A 21,635-nucleotide genomic window follows, 5' to 3' on the forward strand; every position below is an offset into this window, starting at 1 on the left:
GTCGTGGGATGTAAATCGCATCCCACGACTTTCATTTCCAGGGAATACCGTGGATCCTGCGACAACCCAGTCCTGATATAGCAAACGAAGGGCAACATGAAGCATATCCGCATTATTCATAATACTGAGTATCACTATAATGAGCCGGTGACTTTCGGCCCGCATCGTGCCATGATCAGACCTCGTGAAGGCCATGACCTGCACATTATTGCTTCCAAGTTGGAAATTGAACCAGCCGCCGAAGTCCGCTGGCTTCGCGATATCTACGGCAACAGCATTGCGATCATCAATTTCCTCGAGCCAGCTAATAAGTTACGTTTCTATAGTGAAGTTGATGTCGACCTCTATGATGATTATGGGCTGGGATGCTCCATTGACCCCATTGGTCAGTCCTATCCCTTTCAGTATAGCGCTGACGAACAGGTCGAACTGTTTGCTTTCCGATTGCCCAGCTATCCCGCCGATGGGGCCGTGATTCATGAATGGCTCTCATCGCTCTATCAACCGGGTCAGCTGTTAAATACTGCGGATCTCCTGACGACATTGAATACGCGAATTTTCGAGTCATTCCAGTACATGCACCGCGAAGAACCTGGCGTTCAACTTCCTTGCGAGACAATTCGCCTGGGGACGGGTTCCTGCCGTGACTATGCTGTTTTGATGATGGAAGCGGCCCGGCATTGGGGGTTGGCGGCCCGCTTTGTCACCGGCTATATCCAGATGGGCGCTGATCAGCATGGCTCAACACATGCCTGGACGGAAATCTATCTTCCAGGTGCTGGATGGCGTGGCTTTGATCCGACTAACAATAAGCTCGCAGGGGCCGAGCATGTCTCCGTGGGGGTTGCTCGCGAACAGGATAAGGCCTCGCCTCTGGCAGGCTACTGGTCAGGATCTTCCGATGCTTTCAATCACATGGAAGTGAAAGTCCAGGTCTTTGATATCAACGACCTGCCAGTCGCCCCCGTTCCTTCCGAGCCTGCCCCTCCTGTGGAACCGCTTTTGATGACTGATCCGGTCAATACGACATCAACACCAACCGCCGATATCGCTCCGCTGCCTCCTCTCCCCCCATTTCCCGAACAGCCAGCCCCTTCAGTGGTCGGCAATTGTCAATAGAAGTCAGTAGAGATCGGTCATCGATAGCAAATCATCGATAGCGACATTCCAAAGCGATGGCTTTAATCATTCGTTCTGAAGACAAAGGGCGGTGCTTCACAAGAAAGCACCGCCCTTTGACGTTTAACAGGAGTGACGATAGCAAGGCCACGACAGAGACTACTGCATTGTCAAAGTATAAAATTCGGGTCTCTTCTGTTGTTACGTCCGACAACGGAGGACGTTGCGGCGACATCAACCCGAAGACAAAGCCGTGACACGGCACTACTTGTCCCAACCGGCGGCCTCGCGGACATCAATCATGGTCTTCAAGATCGTATTCCAGGTCTCCTGATTCTCCAGCGTGGCGTTCGGGAACATACAACCATCCCAGCAGATGTGCTCAATTCCCCGTTCCTTGGCACCCTGCAGCCAGTAACTGGCACATTTCACAATGTCGATCTTCCCGTTGGGATCATCAGCCGGACAATGTCGACCTGTTTTATCATGGCTGCCTGTCCCATGGACAGAGCCATCGTTCTGCGCCACATGGAAGTCAATCGTCCATGGACGCAAGGCGTCGGTCATGACTTTGTAAGCGGCCCAGAACTCTTCTTCAGTATATCCAGTTTTCAATAGCGCATGTTCTTCTGCATTGTAGCCCATCAAATAGAGATAGGTATGAGCCAGATCAGCCTGGAAACCGACGGTTTTCGGACGATCAACCGCTTCTAACAAATCGACCATATCTTTCCATGAGTGCATGCCAGCCCAGCAGATTTCTCCTTCTGCTGCCAACCGCTCGTTAAAGCTGGCTGCCACGCTGGCGGCTTCCTGGAAGGTCTTGGCGATTTTGGCCGTATTCCCCTTGGGATCATCATGCCAGGCCGAGGTTCCGGTGGCTGAATCGATGCGGATGACGCCATATTCGCGAACGCCGTGCTCACGAAGAATCTTGCCAATACGACAGGCTTTCTCGACAGCCAGCACGAATTTCTTCCGGGCTGCTTCATCACCCATGGCCGAGTCACCCACCGTCCCCGGCCAAACAGGCGCCACCAGTGACCCGACTTTAAGTCCATGAGCAGCAATCAGATCAGCCATGTTGCGAATGGCCGTCTCGCTGGCATCGGGATCGGTATGAGGATGGAACAGAAAGAGATCAATCCCGTCATAAGTGACGCCATTCACATGGGCCTTGCCCGTCAATTCAAGCATCTTTTCGAGGCTGATCGGCGGATGGTCAGTCCCCGGTTCTTTACCAACAAGACCTGGCCACATGGCATTGTGAAGCTTCGGAAAGGCGTGTGTCATTGCGATTGATTCCACAAAAGGTGTGCATCAGGAACGAAAATAATCCGCGATCGGCAGGAATGGTTTAACGGGCCAATGAACTACTGGCAACATTCTTTGAGGGGCCGAAAAAACGGGAAACAGGAACGGAAAATCCGGGGAGTTCGCTCTCTCCGCTGAGCAGATCATGATCGCCTAGCAGGATGGGTTTCTGTCCTTTGCGAAACACCGTTACGGTCTTCCAGACAGGATCCAGAATCCACACCTGCCCAACCCCGGATTTCAAATACAGTTCGGTCTTGGCGGTGACACCCTGTACGGTATCGCTGGGAGAAAGAATTTCCGCCGCAACGACTGGTGGGCCTTCGTAGAGCAGTGGTTCATCACTTAGAAAACTGTATTCGATCCCTGACCAAACTCCTGCGTCGATACCAACAAGGGACTCGGAGTCTTCTGAAAGGCGGCACCTTGCCTCACCTGATCCTACTTCAAAAGGACTTCCATGATTTTGTCGGTGCCAGTTCACAAGTTCAAAGACTAGCTGTGACAGAACGAATGCGTGAAGTCTTCCTCGTGTCGTCACCGACGGTCTCTCCACTAATTTGCCTTCGATCAGTTCCAACGTCACGTCATCGGGAGCTTCCGCTTCGAGCTTCAGAAACTCTTCCAGCGTGATGGATGGTGCCGTCACTGTGGCCATAGGATATCTCCTCAACCGTTCCAGACAATCACTACTTGAGACTGCGACACTCAAACAATTGGCCCGCGTTCAAAGAGTAAGCGGGTATCAAACTCCAGGCCGCTGAAAATTCCACATCCGATATAACGTTGGGAAATCGAGAGCAATTCCGGTTCCTGGCCGTTCCGGTGAATTGTCATCGCACGTAATTCGGGATCGACATACCAGACCTCTTCAACACCGCAATCAAGATAGAGCTTACGCTTCTCACTAATATCCCCGTGCGTATCAATGGGCGATAGGACTTCCACCGCCAGAACAGGCGGCGTGCGAGGATGTGACGACGATTCGGGCACACTCGCATATTCCGGCCCCATCCAGACTCCCAAGTCAATCCCCACAATCTGTGGAGGATCCTGAGTGATCTCGCAACGAACCTCGCCAACACCTGTGAAGGCCATGATCTGTGGTTGCTTCATCAACCAGTTCTCAATGATGTAGGACAATCGAAACAGCACGAATGAATGCCAGGCATTGCGGGTGGTCATCTCTGTTTCCCGTATTTCGCCGTGAATTAATTCCAGACGCACACCCTCTCCCGCTTCGGCTTCGCGCCGCAGGAATTCCTCCAGAGTGACTGGTGGCATGGGAGCAATCGACATGGCGAAACTCCTGAAAATCGTCGCAAACGCACGTGCGACATCGTTCATGGATATTGCTGGGGAAGCCTTTACCGCTGTTGGCAAAGTGGTACGACCACTCTGTCCTGACTGGTTGCTGAACTTGTCCGCAGGCTCGTTGGCCTGCTCACCACTCTTTGCTTAACCTGTCAAATCTGAATGGAAGCTCCACAATTGTATCAAAAAATGAGGGGGATTGTTGTCAATCCCCCTCCAGGAGCCTCACTGGCTTCAATCCCTTAGTTACTTCTTCTGTTACTTCTTCCAGGCACCGATGGCCGGGGCTTCCGGCTGTGCTTCCGGCCCGAAGTATCTCAGACCAACCAGCGGATCAGTTCCGGTATTCTCGAAGGTGATCCCTTCTGCAGCAGCCTTGGCTGTGACGAAGACTTCGTCCATCGTCATCTGTCCAAAGCGGATCATGGAGGGCGTTTGCAGCTTCAGGCCATTGACCGAGCCTTCGCCCTGCACTGTGATCCAACCGTAAGCCCCGCCATCCTTGATGGTGACTTTAGTGCCTGGCTGAATGGTCAGTTCCTTGGCGGTGAAGTCCTGCGCTCCCTTGATGCGGCCGTAAACGATCCAGCGATCGAAAAAGCCTTCTTTCTCACTACCGGAGGCCACAATAGGCTCAAGATAATGGCTGTCTTTGAAGTCAGGATTGACGTTCCCTTCCCAGTCGAGAGCATCGACAAGGTATGTGTTGTCACCATGCTTGTCTTCAGGGAAGTCCTTGGTCAGCAGTGAACGAGGCACTGCCCGGCCTTCGACCATCGACTGGTACATCCCGAAGACATCACTGCCCCACTGTGGTTCATAGGTGAGCAGCGAACCAGGGGCATGCAGAATGCACGGAGGAATCAGCCAGCCAGTGCCGACCTTCAGCCGGTAAGCTTTCGACAGATCGAGAATGCCGTTGTCGCCATCATTCCAGCGATCAAGGCAGGCGACGACTTGTTCTTTCGTGGTTCCTGGCTCAAAACCCATGAACGTATAAGGAAAATTGTTCCCGACGTTATTGAGCTGCGGCGGGAAATAGTAACTCTCAGGCTTCCCTTCCTGCCCGACCAGTTTGGCCTGCTCGGCGTTCTGGTGCATGTGATGAGGGATCGGCCCCATGTTGTCGAAGAACTTCGAGTAGACCGGCCACTTCTTATATTTCGACCAGATATGCTCACCGACGATTTCGGCTCCCAGTTCTTCCACGGCATCACGCAGCAGGAACTTCTCTCCCCCTGCGACACAGTAGCTCAAACCTTCATCGTGGGAACGTCCTTCATTGGCGGCTTCAGTGGTTGAACCGAACCAGCGTTCATCGATGCCACCGCGATGTGTGCCCAAGGCATAGTAATCAGCAGGATGGAGCTTGAGCCGGCGACCCGGTTGCAGGAACGAACGAGGAACCCACGTTGGGGACAATCGGAATACACCACGACCTTCGGTCAACGCGGCACTGGCCAACGTCTTTACACTTGCCACTGGAATTCTCCCGTTTCTCAACTTACGCCAGACTCAAAGCTGTTTGAAAAAACTCATTCGTCAACCGCAGAGGATCAACGCATGCGAATTCGTCGCATTGTGGCTGGGAACAAGACGTTTTGCAAAGGGGGAAGCCAGCTTCTTCACGAAACGTTGATTACAATTCGGCCAGTGCCATTCCCATTGCTCCCTACTGTCCCGAAATTATTGCCGATCACCCATGACCGATCCCCTGCAACTCAATGACGCCAGCGACATCAAAAAACGTTTCTGGGATATTGCCGAAGGGGTCACTTATCTCAATCATGGCTCTTTTGGCCCCACCCCTCGTCTTGTACAGGAAGCTCGTTACCACTGGTCGCAACGGCTTGCCTCCAATCCCATGAACGGCTTCGTTCGTGAACTGGATGCCGAATTAGAAAAAGCCAAATCGGTACTGGGCACCTTTCTGAACTGTTCCCCCAACGACCTGCTCTTCATCGAGAACGCCACGACAGCAATGAATGTCGTCGCTGCGTCCTTTGACCTGATGCCGGGAGACGAAGTTCTCTTTAACGATCACGAATACGGTGCTGTCCGCCGTATTTGGGAACGTGCCTGCTTAGCCGCGGGCGCAAAACTGGTGACGGCGACTTTGCGTCCTTTTCATGATCCCGCCGATGTCGTCGAGCCGCTGTTGAGTGCGGTCACCCCTCGAACACGGCTGGTTATTCTCAGTCATGTCACGTCGGCCACAGCCACTGTCTTTCCGATGAAATCGCTGATCGCCGCCTTTTCAGAACGAGAGATTCCCGTTGTCGTCGATGGCCCGCATGCGATTGCCATGCAGGATTTCTCACTTGGTGAACTGGGAGCCGCCTTCTACTGCGCGAGCCTTCACAAGTGGCTCTGTGCTCCATTGGGAACGGGATTTCTTTACGTCGCACCCGAATGGCAAACAAAAGTTCGCGCTCCGATGCTCAGCTGGGGCCGCCCGATTTCGGGACGTAAGGCAACCTGGCAGGATGAACTTCGCTGGCAGGGGACACGCGACCCCGATCATTATCTGGCTGTTCCCGCAGCCATCGAGTTCATGGAATCGTTCGGCCTGGATTATTTCCGCCAGCGTGGGTTTGCTTTAGCGTACGAGGCTCGCGCGCTCCTTGAAGACCTCTTTGGAACAAAGGCAACAGCTCCAGCCGACATGGCATGGAGCGGCACAATGGTCGCAGTCCCCTTACCTGCCACTGACATTCCCCTTCCCAAAGCTGATTCCGACCCCATTCAGGTCGGTCTCTGGGAAGAGGCACGCATTGAAGCTCCCGTCATGTTCTGGAACGGCATCCGCCATTTGCGTATTTCCTGCCACCTCTACAACGACCGTCAAGATCTTCGCCTCCTGGAAGAGACACTCAAGAAGCTGCGCGGCAAATGCTGGTAGCTGATGAGCTTGCTGAGCGAATTAACTCACTGCCTGTTGAACAAACCTGACCGAGAGGCCCGAAGCCCTTTTGGAATACACCAGATGCCCAACAAGAACGAGAACCTTTGAACGCCGAAGGCCCAAAGCACCCGTGGGGTACGGACAACAAACAGAAAGCACCCTGGCGGCGTAAGACCCAAACGTGGATGAACAACGGACCCTCATACGCCGCCACAAACCCCGCAAGGGGTTAGGTGGTGTAGTCGGCGTTGAGGGCGACGTATTCTTTGGTGAGGTCGCTTGTCCAGAAGCGGATGCTCGAGTTGCCGTGAGTCAGTTTGAGATCGATGTGGATGTCGCGGTTTTCTCGCATCGATATCGAAGCGGCGGCGGCATCAAAAGCCAGTGGCACGCCTGATTCATAAAGAGCGATACCATTGACCCACAGGGATACGTCTTCTTCTTGAAGTGGTACACCGGCGTAACCTGCGGCTGAGACAATCCGCCCCCAGTTCGGATCGGCCCCGCAAATCGCCGTCTTCACCAGCGCACTGTCAGCAACGGTCTTGGCAATTTGAAACGCTTCATCACGTGACCGACAGCCAGAGACATCAATCGTGACAAAGTGTGAGGCCCCCTCGGCATCCTTGATGATTAACTGTGCCAACTCCATCGCCACATCGGCGACACATTTGGAAAACAATGTTTTCGCTTCACCACTGGTGCATTCCACCTCAGAAAGACCATTCGCGAGAAGGATGACCGAGTCGCTCGTGCTTTCATGTCCATCAACGCTGATGCAGTTGAAACTGTCACTCACGGCTGCCGACAACGCTTCTTGCAGTACCTCTGGTGTTGACTTCGCATCGGTCATGATCACGCACAGCATCGTGGCCATATTGGGAGCGATCATCGCGGCTCCTTTGCAAACCCCCGTGATGCGCACATTCCCACCGGCAAGATGCAACTCGCGAGTCACCTGCTTAGGGAACGTGTCCGTCGTCATGATCGAACGGGCGGCTTGATCGAATGAATCGGTGCCTGGTGAAAGTTGCTGGCCCGCCACACCAATGGCCGTTACGATTTTTTCGATGGGCAACAGCCGACCAATCACTCCCGTCGAACAGACGAGAATGTCGTCCCCTTCACAGCCAATCGCTGCTCCGACGGCACTCGCCATGGCCTGAGCGTCGCGAATCCCCTGATCTCCGGTGCAGGCGTTCGCATTCCCTGCGTTGATCACCACTCCCCGCGCTGTGGCTCGGGGCAATCGCTCGCGGGAAACCTTCACGGGTGCCCCACACACGAGGTTCGTCGTAAAAACGCCGGCAGCCGCACAGGGTGCCTCAGAAATAAAGAGTGCCAGGTCAAGTCGGCTCGTCCCCGGCTTCACACCTGCTTCCACAGCAGCAGTCTGGAATCCGGCAGGCAATGGCGTTGTCATTCACCCAATCCTCAAGCGTGGTTCATCAATCAGTACGCGGGAATTTTTTGGCAGCGTAATCAAACCGATGCCATGAGAAAAGTCGCGAACCGTTCATTGCAACTGTAGTGCAACTGGGGCCTACGACCTGACAGCAGTCGATTCAAGCGACTCGGTTCCAAGTTTCTGGTGAGATCCGTGGGATAGTGAAACATCGGAGGGATTTACCTGGTGACTTTCCGACCCCGCAGACGCTCGCATCTCACACAGAAAATATCCCACAGTGCGACGAACGCCACTTTCCAGTTGATTTTTGACTGGCCAATCTGGCGGTCTTCAAAGGTAATGGGTGTCTCAATGATTTTTGCACCCACTGCTTGTACCCGATAAAGGATTTCTTCCATGAAGGCATAGCCTCGCGAACGCACGAGATCGAGGTCAAGTTGACGAAGGATGCTAAGTCGATAGCAGCGAAATGAGCCGCTGGTATCTCTGGCTTTGATTCCCAGAAGCAGGCGGGCATAGCCATTGACCAGAAAGCTCATCCAGCGGCGAGTGGCGGGCCAACCCACGACGCCCCCGCCCTTCACGTATCGTGAGCCGATGACCACATCGGCCTGCGCCATCCCTGCCACTAACGCGGGGAGATAGCGGGGATGATGGCTAAAGTCGGCATCCATGTTGATGAGTTCATCAAAATCAGAATCGCAAGCCCAGCGAAGTGCTGCCAGAAGCGCCGCTCCCAGCCCTTCTTTGCTTTTCCGCAGCATTAATGTGACGTGATCGTCAACGGCTGCGAACTCTCTGACGACGTCCGCAGTCCCATCGGGGGAGCTGTCGTCGATCACCAGAATTGTCGCGGCTGGCAATTGCGCGCGAATCTCGGGGATCAGCAGACGGATATTTTCTCGTTCATTGTAAGTACAAAGAGTGATTACAGTTCGCGTGCCAGAAACATCAGTCATTGTGAGGGATCAATTCGTCGTTGTAAGTCTCGCAGGAACCGGGCACATGAATTTTTATCAAGGTTCAGTGAATGCCGGCAATTCAGGTCGCTTTCCGAAATTGCTCAATGAATCAAGGAGCCGGAAGCGGAAGGATGGGGCCACTCCCCTGTGATGTTCCCGTTGAATTTCCCTGTGATGTTGTCCCGGTACTTAGTCCCCCCGGAGCCTTCGGCTTTGTCATTGGTGCAACAGGAATTGTGTTTGCCATTGGCGCAACAGGAGGTTCGTCTGGAATCGGAGCAACGGGTGGTGGTGGGAGAGGGGCCGTTACCTCATTGTTCCCGCCTTTCGGCAATTCATCCAATCGTGGTGCAGGAGGTTGCATGTCGATGGGTGACAGTTCCCGCGATGGCAGAGGTGGTAAATCGATGGATGGCGCTGCGACATCAGGAGGCGTAAAAGCCGGAACTTGAGGTCTTGATCCCGGTAATGCACTCTGGCCACGAGGGTTGGTTCCCCGTGGTTGAATCACGGTGTAGCTGGAGGTCGGTGGGTTAACAGGTGATGGTCGCAAGTTTGGTGCTGAGGGCTGGGCCATGCCCGGCAACGGGCGCGCTGTCCCGCCAACTTGCCCTGGGGAATGGGATCGCCCGAGGGGATCGATCAACCCTCCCGAATTTCCCGGCAGTGGGAGATTTTTTTGTTCCGGTTCGTTGGAAGCAGCCAATTGGCTCTTAAGCAGCACTTCAAAATGAGGCCCTCTTCCTGCCATTTGTAAGCCGGCTTGAAGAATCTCAATGGATCGGGGATCGCGATCAAAGTGCAAAAGTAGCCCGAGCAGGAAAAGTCGATCGGTATCACGGATGTCTTCTCTGACCCAATCACTGGCCCTGTGAATGGTATTCATTCGAGCCAGTTGATTTTCCGGCCCCATGATCACTGTCAGTGATTCGCCCTCACGTGCCAGCAAGGGTTGCAGATGGAGCGCTCGCTTGAAATAGGCCACTGCTGACGAATGACGCCCCATTGCCGCCAGACAAACACCTGTGCGGAAATGGGCCTCAGCCCGGTCATCTGCCAATGAAACAGCCCGGCGATATTCCAGAAAAGCCTTCGCCCACTGCTGTTGACGCAACCAATGATCACCCAGACTTTGAGCTTCCAGACTTTTGATTTTCGCATCAGGCGTAGAAGAGGCAACCGGTCGTTGAGCCGGTTCTACGATGGCAGCATCGATCCCGAACTGATCGGGAATGGGGCCAACATTCAAATCTCCTTGTGGGCCGAACCCGCCTGCACCCAGTGGAGCAGCATTCGGGTTCCATGCAGGATTTGAAGGTGCGGGAGTCAGCGGACTTCCCCCCAGCGGGCCAAGTCCGCCATAGGTTCCGACATATTGGTTTTGAAAACCATTTGGCCCCCATGCCGGCGTGTAGACATTAGCGCCACGAGATGGCCTCCACCCTGGGCCGGTCTGCTCCACTCCCCAGGAGTACCCACCAATCGGGCCAGTCATGCCTGGGCCGTAAGCTCCCCAGCCGGTGGAATAGGGAATGGCCCCATAATTTCCCCAGCCGCCATAATACGCAGGGAAGGGAGCCGTATAGGTGATCATGCCCCCCGAGGTGAACGTATTTCCCACCCAGCCCGCCCCTTGGACATTGACTCCCCAACCAGCATACGACCTTGATCCAGAGTAGCCACCAGGGCCGTAAGCATAAGGGCGCCCCGGACGATAGCCAGAGGAGTGTGGTGATCCAGACCCTTGTGCCAGGCAGACAACGTCAAATTCGCACATCGCCTGCACAACGATCATCACCGCCAATAGGCGAATACAAAATCGTCCCCATTGATCCGCACAGTATTGATTAACACCGTATTGACCCACACGGCGAAGTGAACGATGAAGGCCGTGATCTTTGGCAGTTAATTTCATCAAAGGCATGATTCCCCCCAAGCCTGATTGGCATCTCTGATGGGCCCGCACTTTGCCACCGCTGATAAGACAGACTCATAGAAGCGTATGGCCGATGCACGGGCGCCCGCTGTCTATTGCCGGAAAGCAACGGACAGGGACAGGAGGACGCTGTGCGGCATTTCAAACTCCAGTATCACGCAGAAATTGCGGCGTGTAAAGATGCCACAACAAGTTCTTGTTGCGAACTGTCACAAGGTACCTTTCATCACAAAGTGTTGATACGATGTTTGCCTCTGTTGATGAGCACCCCATCCCCTCTTCTTTGACCAGGGCCGTTCAATGATTTCAATGACAGCCAGGCAGCCTTTTGTTGGTTCCGGAGTAATGGCCCTGTTAAAAATCTCTCACCGAAGGGAGCTGGCATTTATTGTCGTGGCGATCTGGTGCGTGGCTTGGGGAACACCTGCCAATGCTCAGGATGGAACTCCAGTGACTCAGGGCAAAGCAGCGGCAGCCATCAAAGCTCTGCTGATTTCTGGCGGGTGCTGTCATGATTATCCACGCCAGCAAATCATCATTTCCCAAGGGCTTGCTCAGCGTGCCAAAATCCACGTGGACGTTGTCGAAGAGGGAGACGGCCGTAAAGACCACATGATTTCCAAGTACAACGAGGAAAACTGGGCGGACAATTACGACGTGATCATTCACAACGAATGCTTTGGTGACGTGAAGGATGAGGCATTCATCAAGCGTATTCTTAAAGCTCATTTAGAAGGCAAGCCCGCGATCTTCATTCATTGTTCGATGCACAGTTATCGTAGCGCCGGCGCAATTGCCGAAGGTTGGCGGGAGTTGATTGGCGTGACTTCCAAGCGTCACGAGAAAGGCCGCCCTGAAAATGTGATCAACGTTGCCCCCAGGCATCCTGTGATGCAAGGGTTTCCTGCCAAGTGGACAACGCCGAACGGTGAACTCTATGTGATTGAAAAAATCTGGCCAAATTGCACGCCTTTGGCAACGGCATTCGGGCCAGAAACCATGGCTGAGCACCCGGTGATCTGGGTGAACACACTGGGCAAGACCAAGGTCTTTGGCACCACTCTGGGGCACCACAATGAAACCATGCTGACAGAAGAGTGGCTGGGTGTGGTGACACGCGGCACCCTTTGGACGGTGGGGAAACTTCAGGAAAACGGCCAGCCAGCTCCCGGCTTTGAAGGAAGTGGAATCGCCCCCATTGAACTTCCTGGCTTAAAGCCCATTCCCGAGAAGTCACTGCCAACTTCCAAGTAACTTTTTATTCCTCTTGCCATTGGCCAATTCTCTGATGGCCTTCACTTTCTGACTGCCAAAAAGATGACTGATCAGCCCTGCAGGCACTTCCCGCTTGCAGGGCTGATATTTTTTTAAGCCATTACTTGCGAGAAGCAACTATTCACACGAAATTCAACTTCATGTCAATTTAGCCACATGATTATTAACAAAGGTTGAAATTATGGTGTATTCACATATAATTGAACGGGGATGTGTTTATCACCATAGTGAAAAACACTCCATACTTTTGTTTTTTTTACTCTGAGGAATCTTTCATGAAGGCTCGTCGCTCTGGTTTCACTTTGATTGAACTGCTGGTCGTGATCGCGATTATCGCGATTTTGATCGCTCTGCTGCTGCCCGCTGTCCAGCAGGCGCGCGAAGCGGCGCGCCGCACTCAATGCCGCAATAACCTCAAGCAACTGGGGTTGGCTCTGCACAATTACCACGACAATTTTCAGATGTTCCCCCCCGGGCAGGCGCAAATTGCGAGCCGCATTGCTGCCAACGAAGGCTGGAAAGGCCGTGGCCTGTGGGTGGCGATTCTCCCGTTTATCGATCAAGGGCCACTGTACAATCTGTACAATTTTAACGAGCACTTTCGCAGCCAGACGACAGCGGTCATTAACGCCAAAATCCCTGGTCTGCTCTGTCCTTCTGATCGGGCGTGGGGTGGTGCAGAAAACGGCTTGAACTATTCAGGATCAGCGGGTTCAAACCTTGATTTCTATTCAAACACAGGGGCTTCTAACGGGTTGATCCAGCGATTGAAGGCCACCGGCATTCGTGATGCGACAGACGGAACGTCTAACACCGTGCTGGCCGGAGAGATGCTCAAAGGCGATTCCAATACGGGAACCGATTCTGATAGTGATATCGTCCAGGCTCTGACATCTCCTCTGGGTACGCTTTCCAATAATGCTTTTCCCACTGTTGCTGATTTAGCAGCGATTACCACAGCCTGTAGCACACCCTCGACCTCCCAGGATTCGCAAAGCCGGTGTGGCCGGGATTGGTCGTCGCCACATGCGGCGCATGCCCAGTTCAATACCGCAGCTCCTCCTAATTGGAAAAGCCGCACTTGTGCCTTCGGTGGTAACTTCAGTGAATGTGCCGATCGCAGCGGGGTTTATCCAGCCCGCAGCCGCCATACTGGTGGTGCTCACGCTTTGATGGGTGATGGTTCGGTACGATTTGTGGGCGAAAACATCGACCTGCTGACTTGGCAGCGCGCCGGCGGACGTGATGACGGCAATGTTCTGGGTGAATTCTAATTCCACCTTCCACAATTCAAACGCTCTTTTCGACAAGCTTTGATTTGTTGAAAAGAGCGTTTTCCGTATCAATGGAATCTTCGACTCCCCTCAAAACCAGGAAAGTGCCTCTCATGCGTTTGGCTTCAAGTGTTATGAAGACACTTTGTTTTGTCGGTATCGCCTCGACCGTTGGCCTTGTTGGCTGTGGTGATCGTCAGCAAAAGTATGACAAACAGGTTTTGACACAACCTGCTCCGCTGGAGATCTTCCGGGCCAACATCACAGGTCTGGCCCAGTCTGGCCAACTCGATAGTGGATCCGGCGAACTCACGGCTATGGCTGACAAACTCGAGGGAACCGAAGGCGTCGACCTGACAACGCTCAAGCCCCTTGTGGAGAAACTGCTGGCAGAACCTCGGAGTGTATCTGCCAATGCCAAAGCGATTCTCGCCAAGCTTCCGGCCGCTCCTTTGCCAGACTCCCAATCCAAGTAATCCCTGGTCGCCTGACTCAACGGAATCTTGGTGACGACTCAGAGCGACATGGGCTTGGAGCGGGATAAAACTCTCCAGAGCCAAGCCCATGGGTTGAGCCGTCAGGCATCCGCGATAGGCAAACACGGCCAATATCTCGGATGCTTCTTGTTACCTGCCAAACTTGATAAGCCAAACACAGCATTAGGCCATTCGGAGACCGCGCATAGTGCCTGTTGAGCTGGCGAATCGATCCGCTTCTAACCCCATTCTCTGAAGCATGCTCACAAACAGGTTTGGTAGCGGGTAGTTTCTTTCACGGTCAAATGCCAAATGCTGCCCATGCTCAAAGCCACCACCGGCCAATAGCACAGGCAGGTTCGTCGTCACGTGTGTCGCGGCATTTCCCAGGTTGGAACCGTACAGAATCATTGTTCGATCCAGCAACGGCTGCCCTCCTTCTTTGGCAGTCTTCAAAGATCCCATCATCTCACCCAGCAACTTCATATGCCATTCGTCGATGGCCTTGAGTTGTGCCAGTTTATCTGGGGATTTGCCGTGGTGGGAGAGATTGTGATACCCCTCCTTGATATCAAAATCTTCCAGATCGAGGACTGGTGAGTTGACGCTATCCAGCATCAAAGTCACACAGCGGGTGGAGTCACTTTCAAAAGCCAGGCGGGCCATGTCATACATCAGCCGGGTTTTGGCCATGTACTCGGCTGGTGTCGTGACATCAGCTGGAACTGGCACAGGTGCCTTGGGCTTCGGCTTGAGTTCCCACTCTTTACTGACGGTCAATCGCTGCTCGAGATCACGGACGCTCTCGAAGTATTGATTCAATCGATCCTGATCGCGCGATGGGAGCTTCTTTTGCAGATCCTTGGCCTGACCGGCAACCGCATCCAGAATGCTGCGTCCCTGCTCCAGTTTTTTAATCTGGGCGTTCACTTCGGCGGGAGAGCCTTGAGTAAACATTGAGCGAAAAACAGACGAGGCCTTTTCTTCGCAAGGGATCAAGACGCCTGAACCTGTCCAGGAAAGGCTGCGCTGTCCCCGAGCCGTGTTCACACCCAGCGTGAGCGAAGGAAACCGGGTCTTCACGCCGATCTGTTCGGCAATGTACTGATCCAGCGAAATCGTGTTACGAAATCCGCCACTGGAAGGATGGGGCGCCGCTGTCAAAAAACAGATATCTGCGGGGTGCCCGCCATCGACGTCAGGATGAGAAACACCACTAAAAACCGTGAAGTCGTTGCGGTACTTTTCCAGATGTTTCAAATAGGTGGACGCTTCATAATCTCGACCTGCTCCCTTGGGAAAGAAATGATCAGGCAACACTCCCAGGTTGTTACAGATCCCCATGAAGCGGCGAGGGACATTCGCTTCTTCGCGAGCTTTAGCAAATGCCGGAGTCATCGACTCCAGCAACGGGAGAGCCAGGCCAACACCGGCTGCTTTAAGAAACTGCCGCCGCGGCAACGCCATACGAGTGACTATGTTCATCATCTGTTCCTACTGGTCTGTCAAACCTGAAAGTGGGGTTAAACAAGTTGTAATGTCCGACAGGGGTGGACGTTTTAGCGTGTTGAACCCCAAGACCAAGCCGTGACACGGCACTACGGAAAAAGTTTACTTGTCGCAGAAAAGGCGGCTTTGCACCAATCCATGGATGAGATCGGCTGTCCGATAACCCGTGGCTTGAGTGCGATCCAGAATTTGTTCAATCTCCTGGCGATCACTGAATCGAACAGGCGCCCCGGTGGCATAGGTTGCCAACTGCCCCACAAGATTGCGGGCCAGTTGACGCTCATTTTTTACAAGCAGACGTTTGAATTCTTTAATGTCTTTGAAGGCTTCACCCGTGGCGAGATTCCCCGTCGTATCCACTGGCAAACTCTCTGCAAACTGGAATGGCTGCCCGCTCTTTGCAAACCCGTTGACCCGTTTTCCTTTATCGGCCAGCGCGCGATATTTGGAACGGAAGCCCCCCGCAACATCGAAGCACTCTAAAGCAAAACCAGGAGGATCGATGTTGATATGGCAACTGGCGCAAGAGGCCTGATTGCGGTGTTTGGCCAATTGCTCACGAATGGTTGTAGCACCTCGTAAATCAGGTTCAACCGCTGGAACCGGGGGCGGAGGCAGTGGTGTCTTCCCCAGAATTCGATCCATCACCCAGGCCCCACGAACCACAGGAGACGTTGTGGTTCCATTGGCCGTGACGGTCAGAACACTGGCTTGTGTCAAAAAACCTCCACGGACACTGTTTGCAGGCAGCTTCACTTTACGCAGCGTGTCACCTTCCATGGCGGGCAAGCCATAATGAATGGCCAACCGCTCATTGGCGAATGTAAAGTCCGATGCCACCACATTTTTTACAGGAAGGTTCTGCTTGATCATTTCCTTAAAGTAAAGACGAGTCTCTTCAATCGCCGAATCGGTTAACCAATCGTCCAGATAGTAATCTCCATAGAGACTGCTATCCGGCGAGTTATCGAGGATCTTTCGCAGATCCAGCCAATAATCGAGATAGGCCTCAACAAAGCGATCACTGCGAGGATCACTGAGCAATCGTTGAGTCTGCTGGCGGAGTGACCTCGGATGACGTAACTCACCTCGCGAAGCGGCTTCTCTCAGTTCTCTATCAGGAGGAGAATTCCAGAGGAAATAGGAAAGCCGAGAAGCCAGTGTGTAATCATCCAGTGTCCCCGGCTCCGAATGACAGGTCGTAAATTCTGGCGAGCACAGCACTGCGGTATACCCAGCTAACATGGCGTTCTTGAATGACGCACCACTGGCCAATTGCTGGCTGATCACAGGCAGAAACCGCAAACGCTCTGACTCACTCACCGGTCGACGATAGGCCTGCTGCACAAAGCGATCCAGCAGGCGTTTTGCGTCTGCTGGTGGATCTTTTGAAATAATCTCAACGGTCTTCCCATTCAATTTCATGGGGAGATCACTGAAGAGTAACTCATGGCCGCGCGGTGGCCAGACATCGTAGATCGGGCCTTCCACTTCCAGCCAACGATAAACAACCCCAGGCTGGCCATCCTGCTGAGCCAGCGGATTCTGCCAGCGAGTTTCACCTGGTCGGGATCGGAACAGCCGCGAGGCATCCGGGCGAATGGTTTCACCTGCCAACAAGTCAACTTCCATCTCATGAACACTGGCATCAGGATGGACATCAAAAGAACCGATCCGTCGCAATTGACGGGGTGGTCTTTCGGCATAGATCGTGACCGGTTCCGAGCGTTTCCCCTTACGGATATCATCCAGATTGGGGATGAACCATTTCGGGGAACGGGCCTCGGGATTTTTCAAATTGTAATTGGAACCATTCGGCCCAACCCAGGCCGATTGAGCCATGAATCGGAGTTTGTATCGACCGGAAACTTGTGCCCGGAATTGATCAAACTTGGGTTCCACGGGTTCATAAGCCCCCTGAACCAGACCCACACCTTCTAACTCTCTGGTTTTCGGATCAGCTTCTCCCACGGTCATCGGAGCCTCGCCTTTGCGAACCAGAGGCTGCCCTTGAGTCCCCAATGCGGGAAACGTGGCGCGTTCGGGAGCTGTATTGAACTGGCTGTAGGTCATCTTTCGAGTAAATGACGGCTGCTCGCGGGCATAGTATTTACGGATTGTTGGTTCTGTTTTTTTTGTTTGCGTCGCAATAACGCCATTCAGTGCAAATTCTGCAGCCTCCATGTAGCGGGCCATCTGCACGTGTGAAACGTCCAGCGCATCGCCAATTTTGTTATAGCCATAAGAGACGGCATCGTCGGGCAGAATCGTTCGGAGCGGAAGCCATTGGGCATCGAGCAGATCTCGAACAGTCTGCTCATATTCCAACCGATTGAGTCGCCGCCGTGTCGCTCGACCTTCCACCGAAGTCCGTGTGACTTCAGCTGCAATAATCGCCTTACTGATCAAAGACAGCATCTGATCGCGATTGGGCCGCGATATCGGATCACCATCCTTGGGCGGCATTTCTCCAGCAGCCACCCGGTCATGAATTCGCACCCAGATCTCAGCATTTCGCGGATCAGTCAGGTTCATTGAAAGGGAGGTCAGATCCAGATTTCCAGACTTGGAGTCGGCATCATGACAAGCCACGCAATTTGATTTGATCAAGCCCGGCAACGCATCCGCCAGTCCCTGCGAGTGCCAAAACGCCAGAATTGCCGCCACTATCAGCCCGCGCAGCATCTTGTCTGGCCCTCTCCACTCACAATCCCGAAATTCACGCATTGATTTTCATGGCAAGATTCAGTGACGCACCAACTCGATCAGTCAGGCGGATTTATACTTCTTCTGCCAAGCGGATTTAATGGCTGGCACTGCCATCAAATCAACACATCAACATTCTATCGCAATTGGGAAGTGACGGGGAGTCAAAAGTCACATCGAATTGGTATTCACACGCTGAATCCTTCTGCCAGAGAGTCCCTATAAAGCCCTAACAAAACCGGTTGTGCTTGTTTGGAAATGCGAAATGCTTCTTCAGATCCTGTGGCATCAGAGTTTTTGTTAGAGTTTTAAGAGTATTGGCGCATTGAATGTCTACAAACAGGCCGATGGAACCCTACTGCATTGTCAAAGCATAAAATTCGGGTCTCTTCTGTTGTTAAGTCCGACAACGGAGGACGTTGCGGCGATATCAACCCGAAGACAAAGCTATGACACGGCACTACCGGCTTTGGGCTTCCAGCATTTTGATCCAGGGGCCGACGAAGTGGCCGCTGTCGTGGTAAGTCCGTCCGCTGACCATATGACGATCAATCACGCAAGGCTCGTTGACATAGATGCCGCCGCACACTTCGAGATCAAAGCGACATTTTGCAACCGTTGCCATCCGCAGACCTTTGACAATGCCTGCACGCGCCGGGATTTCTACCCCGTGACAGACACTGGCCATGGGTTTGCCATGCTCCCAGAACCAGCGGGTCATGTGTAGCAAATCTTCGTCTTCGCGAATGTACTCGGGAGCACGGCCGCCGCTAAAAAAGATCCCCGCATAATCTTCAGGACGAATTTCATGGAACGCAACCTCGGCTTCGATCGAGTAGCCTTCCCATTCTTTGGTGATTGTCCAGCCTGGTTTCACCTCGTGAAGAACCATCTGGTAACGGCGTTTCTCAGGTGCCGCCACCACCGGTTGAAACCCACCTTCAATCAGGCGATAGTAAGGGTAGAGAGTGTCCACTGTCTCAGTGGCATCGCCGATAATGACAAGGACTTTCGGCCGGGACATTTGATTCCTCTAACGTGAACGATAACGCCTGTTTTGACCAGGCTCTCATGATGACCGATTTGCCACAACTTTATGACTTCGTGATAAACGATTCCAGATAATGACGGGAACGATTGAGTTCCTCAGCCACCTGAGCAGGAGTTTCCAGCATCGACACCCCTCGTGGGAAGGGGTGCATGAAAATTTCTGTCCAACCTTGATAGTTGATCTGACGCAACGCCGCAATCAGCGGCTCAAAGTTCAGTGGCCCGCGGCCAGGGAGTTGTAACAACTCTTCTTCTTTGGTGAGTCCTTTCCCCGAGCCTTTTCCATGCTGCCAGGCGTAGAAGACGGTGATGGCGTCGCCTAACTCCTGGATCAACCCACTGATCAGCTTCTCTTCCTGAGGCAGGTGATAAGGGGCAAATGCGATTGACAGTGATTTTGATGGCCGGAGTTCCGCCAGGTAGCGTAACGAGTCAGGTGACTCAATCAGATTATTGACATGGTTCTCAATCGAAATCGTCACACCGGTTTCTTCGGCAACTTCCAGATGTGGTTTCAGTTTTTCAATGAAGCTGATGACCGCATTCTTGAGTTCTGAACCCGCCAGACCTTTAGGCCCTGATCCCCCTGTGACGATGGTTTGGCAGCCAAACTTCTGAGCGACTCGCATCTCCTCTTTCAGACCAAATGGCCCCAGCTTGTACTGAGTGATACACCCCACTTTGACCTGATGAGATTGAAGCAACTCCATGGCTTTTTCCAGCCCCATTTCGTCAATCTGCTCGCGCTGATTACCATGAACCTTTGGCCAGATATCGATTGCTGCTGAACCCGATTTCGCAACTTCTGGCAGAATATCAGCCAAAGAGCTATAGCCAAAGAGGCTCGATCCCAACAGATACTTCAAACGAAATGACTTGGACGAATCAGCCATCGTCGAAGAAATCAGCGGCAGGCTGGACATCCCGGCCACTGACATCCCCACAAGAGTGGCTCCCGCAGTTGTCGCTTCAAGAAATTGACGACGGGATAACGACATAACAACTCCAGAGGCAATTTCAGGGGGAATTTCAATAAGAACGATTCAACCAGAGATAACACAGACGACTTAGACCGTCTCAAACCCTTTTCTTTGCTCTCGCTTTAACCACGTGTCAGCTTCCGGATCACCCACGAATTGTTCTGTATCCGGATTCCATTGAAGCGGACGCCCCAATCGCAGGGAAATATTCCCCAGGTGACAGGTCGAGACACTCCGGTGCTGGCTGACGACATCCGAGATCGGCGTTTGCCGCGATTCGACACAATCGAAAAAATTCCCCATGTGGTTAATGATGGCGTCAAGTTTACCGGCGCGTGGGGGGCGGCTCAGATTGTCGTGGGCATAGACTTTCCAGTCTTCCCGGTTCAACGGTCTGGATTTGAGGGCCTCGACAGGTGCCCCGGTAATCTTGCCTCGATTGACGAACAATCGGCCCTCATCACCAGTGAAGAGAATTCCGTTATCGCCATGATCACTGACGGTCATGACGACGCCGTTGCTATATTTATAGGTCACATGGAAATCGATGGGGACGTTATAGCCATTCTGGACGTGTGGCATCGTTCCTGTACCATGAATTTCGACGGGATTGGCATCAATCGCCCATTGTGCAATGTCGATATGGTGTGCGCCCCAGTCGGTCATCTGCCCGCCGGAATACTCATACCACCAACGAAAAGTGTAATGAGAGCGCTCTTCGATATAAGGGACGTCGGGTGTTTGACCCTGCCAGAGGTTCCAGTTGAGATTTCCCGGCACAGGACGCACGGCAAATGGCCCACCGGTCACATTCTTACCCAGAACAACTTCCACCTTCTGAAGCTTACCGATTCGGCCGGCGCGAACGAGTTCCACCGCCAGGCGGAAGCGGTCGTCACTCCTCTGCCATGAGCCAACCTGCACCACCCGACCCGTTTCTTTCACAACGCGGGTTAACTGCTTTCCTTCATCAATCGTGAGCGTCAGAGGCTTTTCGCAATAGACGTCTTTCCCGGCCCGGCAGGCATCGATCACCATTTTGGTATGCCAATGGTCTGGCGTGCCAATCGTCACCACATTCACATCTTTGCGGGCCAGCAGATCCCGGTAGTCTTCACACGCAAAAGGAGTGCTTCCAAAAGCAGCCTTCGCTTGATCTCTCAGATTCCGATCAACATCACACACCGCGACGATATTGCCATAGAGCTGCGCCTTATGAGCAATCACGCTACCTTGATATCTCAATCCAATCGCTCCGACTCCTAATCGTGCGGCTGGCGGTTGAGGCTTTTCAGTTGGGGAATCAGCCGCTTGTGTGGTTCCCACCAGATAGGGAACCAATGGCACAGCCGCTGCCGACGAAAGCCATGATCGGCGTGAGAGCGTATTCGACATGGTCTCGTGAGT

The 21,635-nt window shown here is 53.2% G+C and carries 18 protein-coding genes; 6 read left to right on the plus strand and 12 right to left on the minus strand.

Annotated features, from left to right (window positions below):
- Positions 1-96 precede the first annotated feature (96 nt).
- Positions 97-1,119, plus strand: a complete 1,023-nt coding sequence (locus SH287x_RS09530; protein WP_479518477.1) for a transglutaminase family protein — start codon at positions 97-99, stop codon at positions 1,117-1,119.
- A 264-nt stretch (positions 1,120-1,383) separates the two neighbouring features.
- On the opposite strand, the gene SH287x_RS09535 is transcribed toward SH287x_RS09530, so the two are convergent.
- The 3 genes from SH287x_RS09535 to SH287x_RS09545 all read right to left on the minus strand — a co-directional run bounded on the left by SH287x_RS09535 (position 1,384) and on the right by SH287x_RS09545 (position 3,732).
- The gene (locus tag SH287x_RS09535) at positions 1,384-2,412 is read right to left on the minus strand and encodes a sugar phosphate isomerase/epimerase family protein (RefSeq protein ID WP_479518478.1); all 1,029 of its coding nucleotides are present in this window, start codon (positions 2,410-2,412) and stop codon (positions 1,384-1,386) included.
- Positions 2,413-2,476: 64 nt separating this feature from the next.
- Entirely contained in the window at positions 2,477-3,091 is a 615-nt protein-coding gene (locus SH287x_RS09540) for a Uma2 family endonuclease (protein WP_479518479.1), read from the minus strand.
- 50 nt (positions 3,092-3,141) lie between these two features.
- A complete protein-coding gene (locus SH287x_RS09545; RefSeq protein ID WP_479518480.1) occupies positions 3,142-3,732 on the minus strand; it encodes a Uma2 family endonuclease in 591 nt (196 codons plus the stop codon).
- On the opposite strand from SH287x_RS09545, the gene SH287x_RS09550 reads away from it, so the two are divergent.
- Positions 3,731-3,895 carry a hypothetical protein gene (locus tag SH287x_RS09550; protein WP_479518481.1) on the plus strand — a complete coding sequence of 55 codons (165 nt, stop codon included), beginning with the start codon at positions 3,731-3,733 and terminating at the stop codon, positions 3,893-3,895. The genes SH287x_RS09545 and SH287x_RS09550 overlap by 2 nt on opposite strands.
- 110 nt (positions 3,896-4,005) lie before the next feature.
- Here the strand turns inward: SH287x_RS09550 and SH287x_RS09555 are convergent, their stop codons facing one another.
- On the minus strand, positions 4,006-5,229 hold the full coding sequence (locus SH287x_RS09555; RefSeq protein WP_479518482.1) for a hypothetical protein: 1,224 nt from the start codon (positions 5,227-5,229) through the stop codon (positions 4,006-4,008).
- A gap of 220 nt (positions 5,230-5,449) precedes the next feature.
- Here SH287x_RS09555 and SH287x_RS09560 point away from each other — a divergent pair, with 220 nt between their 5' ends.
- Entirely contained in the window at positions 5,450-6,649 is a 1,200-nt protein-coding gene (locus SH287x_RS09560; RefSeq protein ID WP_479518483.1) for an aminotransferase class V-fold PLP-dependent enzyme, read from the plus strand.
- Between the two features lie 232 nt (positions 6,650-6,881).
- Here SH287x_RS09560 and argJ read toward each other — a convergent pair whose 3' ends face one another.
- From argJ to SH287x_RS09575, 3 genes are all read right to left on the minus strand, one after another.
- Positions 6,882-8,075, minus strand: a complete 1,194-nt coding sequence (argJ, locus tag SH287x_RS09565; RefSeq protein WP_479518484.1) for a bifunctional glutamate N-acetyltransferase/amino-acid acetyltransferase ArgJ — start codon at positions 8,073-8,075, stop codon at positions 6,882-6,884.
- Positions 8,076-8,278: 203 nt separating this feature from the next.
- Positions 8,279-9,019 (minus strand): polyprenol monophosphomannose synthase, encoded by a 741-nt coding sequence (locus SH287x_RS09570; protein WP_479518485.1) that lies wholly within the window; start codon positions 9,017-9,019, stop codon positions 8,279-8,281.
- A gap of 112 nt (positions 9,020-9,131) precedes the next feature.
- Complete coding sequence (locus SH287x_RS09575; RefSeq protein WP_479518486.1) at positions 9,132-10,937, minus strand: tetratricopeptide repeat protein; 1,806 nt, start codon at positions 10,935-10,937, stop codon at positions 9,132-9,134.
- A gap of 321 nt (positions 10,938-11,258) precedes the next feature.
- Between SH287x_RS09575 and SH287x_RS09580 the strand changes: the two genes are divergently transcribed.
- The 3 genes from SH287x_RS09580 (at position 11,259) to SH287x_RS09590 (ending at position 13,983) form a co-directional block, all read left to right on the plus strand.
- The gene (locus tag SH287x_RS09580) at positions 11,259-12,212 is read left to right on the plus strand and encodes a ThuA domain-containing protein (protein WP_479518487.1); all 954 of its coding nucleotides are present in this window, start codon (positions 11,259-11,261) and stop codon (positions 12,210-12,212) included.
- Between the two features lie 296 nt (positions 12,213-12,508).
- The gene (locus SH287x_RS09585; RefSeq protein ID WP_479518488.1) at positions 12,509-13,507 is read left to right on the plus strand and encodes a DUF1559 domain-containing protein; all 999 of its coding nucleotides are present in this window, start codon (positions 12,509-12,511) and stop codon (positions 13,505-13,507) included.
- Positions 13,508-13,620: 113 nt separating this feature from the next.
- Positions 13,621-13,983 carry a hypothetical protein gene (locus SH287x_RS09590; RefSeq protein ID WP_479518489.1) on the plus strand — a complete coding sequence of 121 codons (363 nt, stop codon included), beginning with the start codon at positions 13,621-13,623 and terminating at the stop codon, positions 13,981-13,983.
- A 183-nt stretch (positions 13,984-14,166) separates the two neighbouring features.
- Here the strand turns inward: SH287x_RS09590 and SH287x_RS09595 are convergent, their stop codons facing one another.
- From SH287x_RS09595 to SH287x_RS09615, 5 genes are all read right to left on the minus strand, one after another.
- Positions 14,167-15,468 (minus strand): DUF1552 domain-containing protein, encoded by a 1,302-nt coding sequence (locus SH287x_RS09595; RefSeq protein WP_479518691.1) that lies wholly within the window; start codon positions 15,466-15,468, stop codon positions 14,167-14,169.
- Between the two features lie 126 nt (positions 15,469-15,594).
- Complete coding sequence (locus SH287x_RS09600) at positions 15,595-18,219, minus strand: DUF1592 domain-containing protein (RefSeq protein WP_479518490.1); 2,625 nt, start codon at positions 18,217-18,219, stop codon at positions 15,595-15,597.
- A 439-nt stretch (positions 18,220-18,658) separates the two neighbouring features.
- A complete protein-coding gene (locus SH287x_RS09605) occupies positions 18,659-19,222 on the minus strand; it encodes a DJ-1/PfpI family protein (protein ID WP_479518491.1) in 564 nt (187 codons plus the stop codon).
- 70 nt (positions 19,223-19,292) lie between these two features.
- A complete protein-coding gene (locus tag SH287x_RS09610; protein WP_479518492.1) occupies positions 19,293-20,246 on the minus strand; it encodes a sugar phosphate isomerase/epimerase family protein in 954 nt (317 codons plus the stop codon).
- 69 nt (positions 20,247-20,315) lie between these two features.
- Entirely contained in the window at positions 20,316-21,623 is a 1,308-nt protein-coding gene (locus SH287x_RS09615; protein ID WP_479518493.1) for a Gfo/Idh/MocA family protein, read from the minus strand.
- Positions 21,624-21,635: the final 12 nt, after the last annotated feature.

Source organism: Planctopirus sp. SH287 (genome assembly GCF_056500625.1).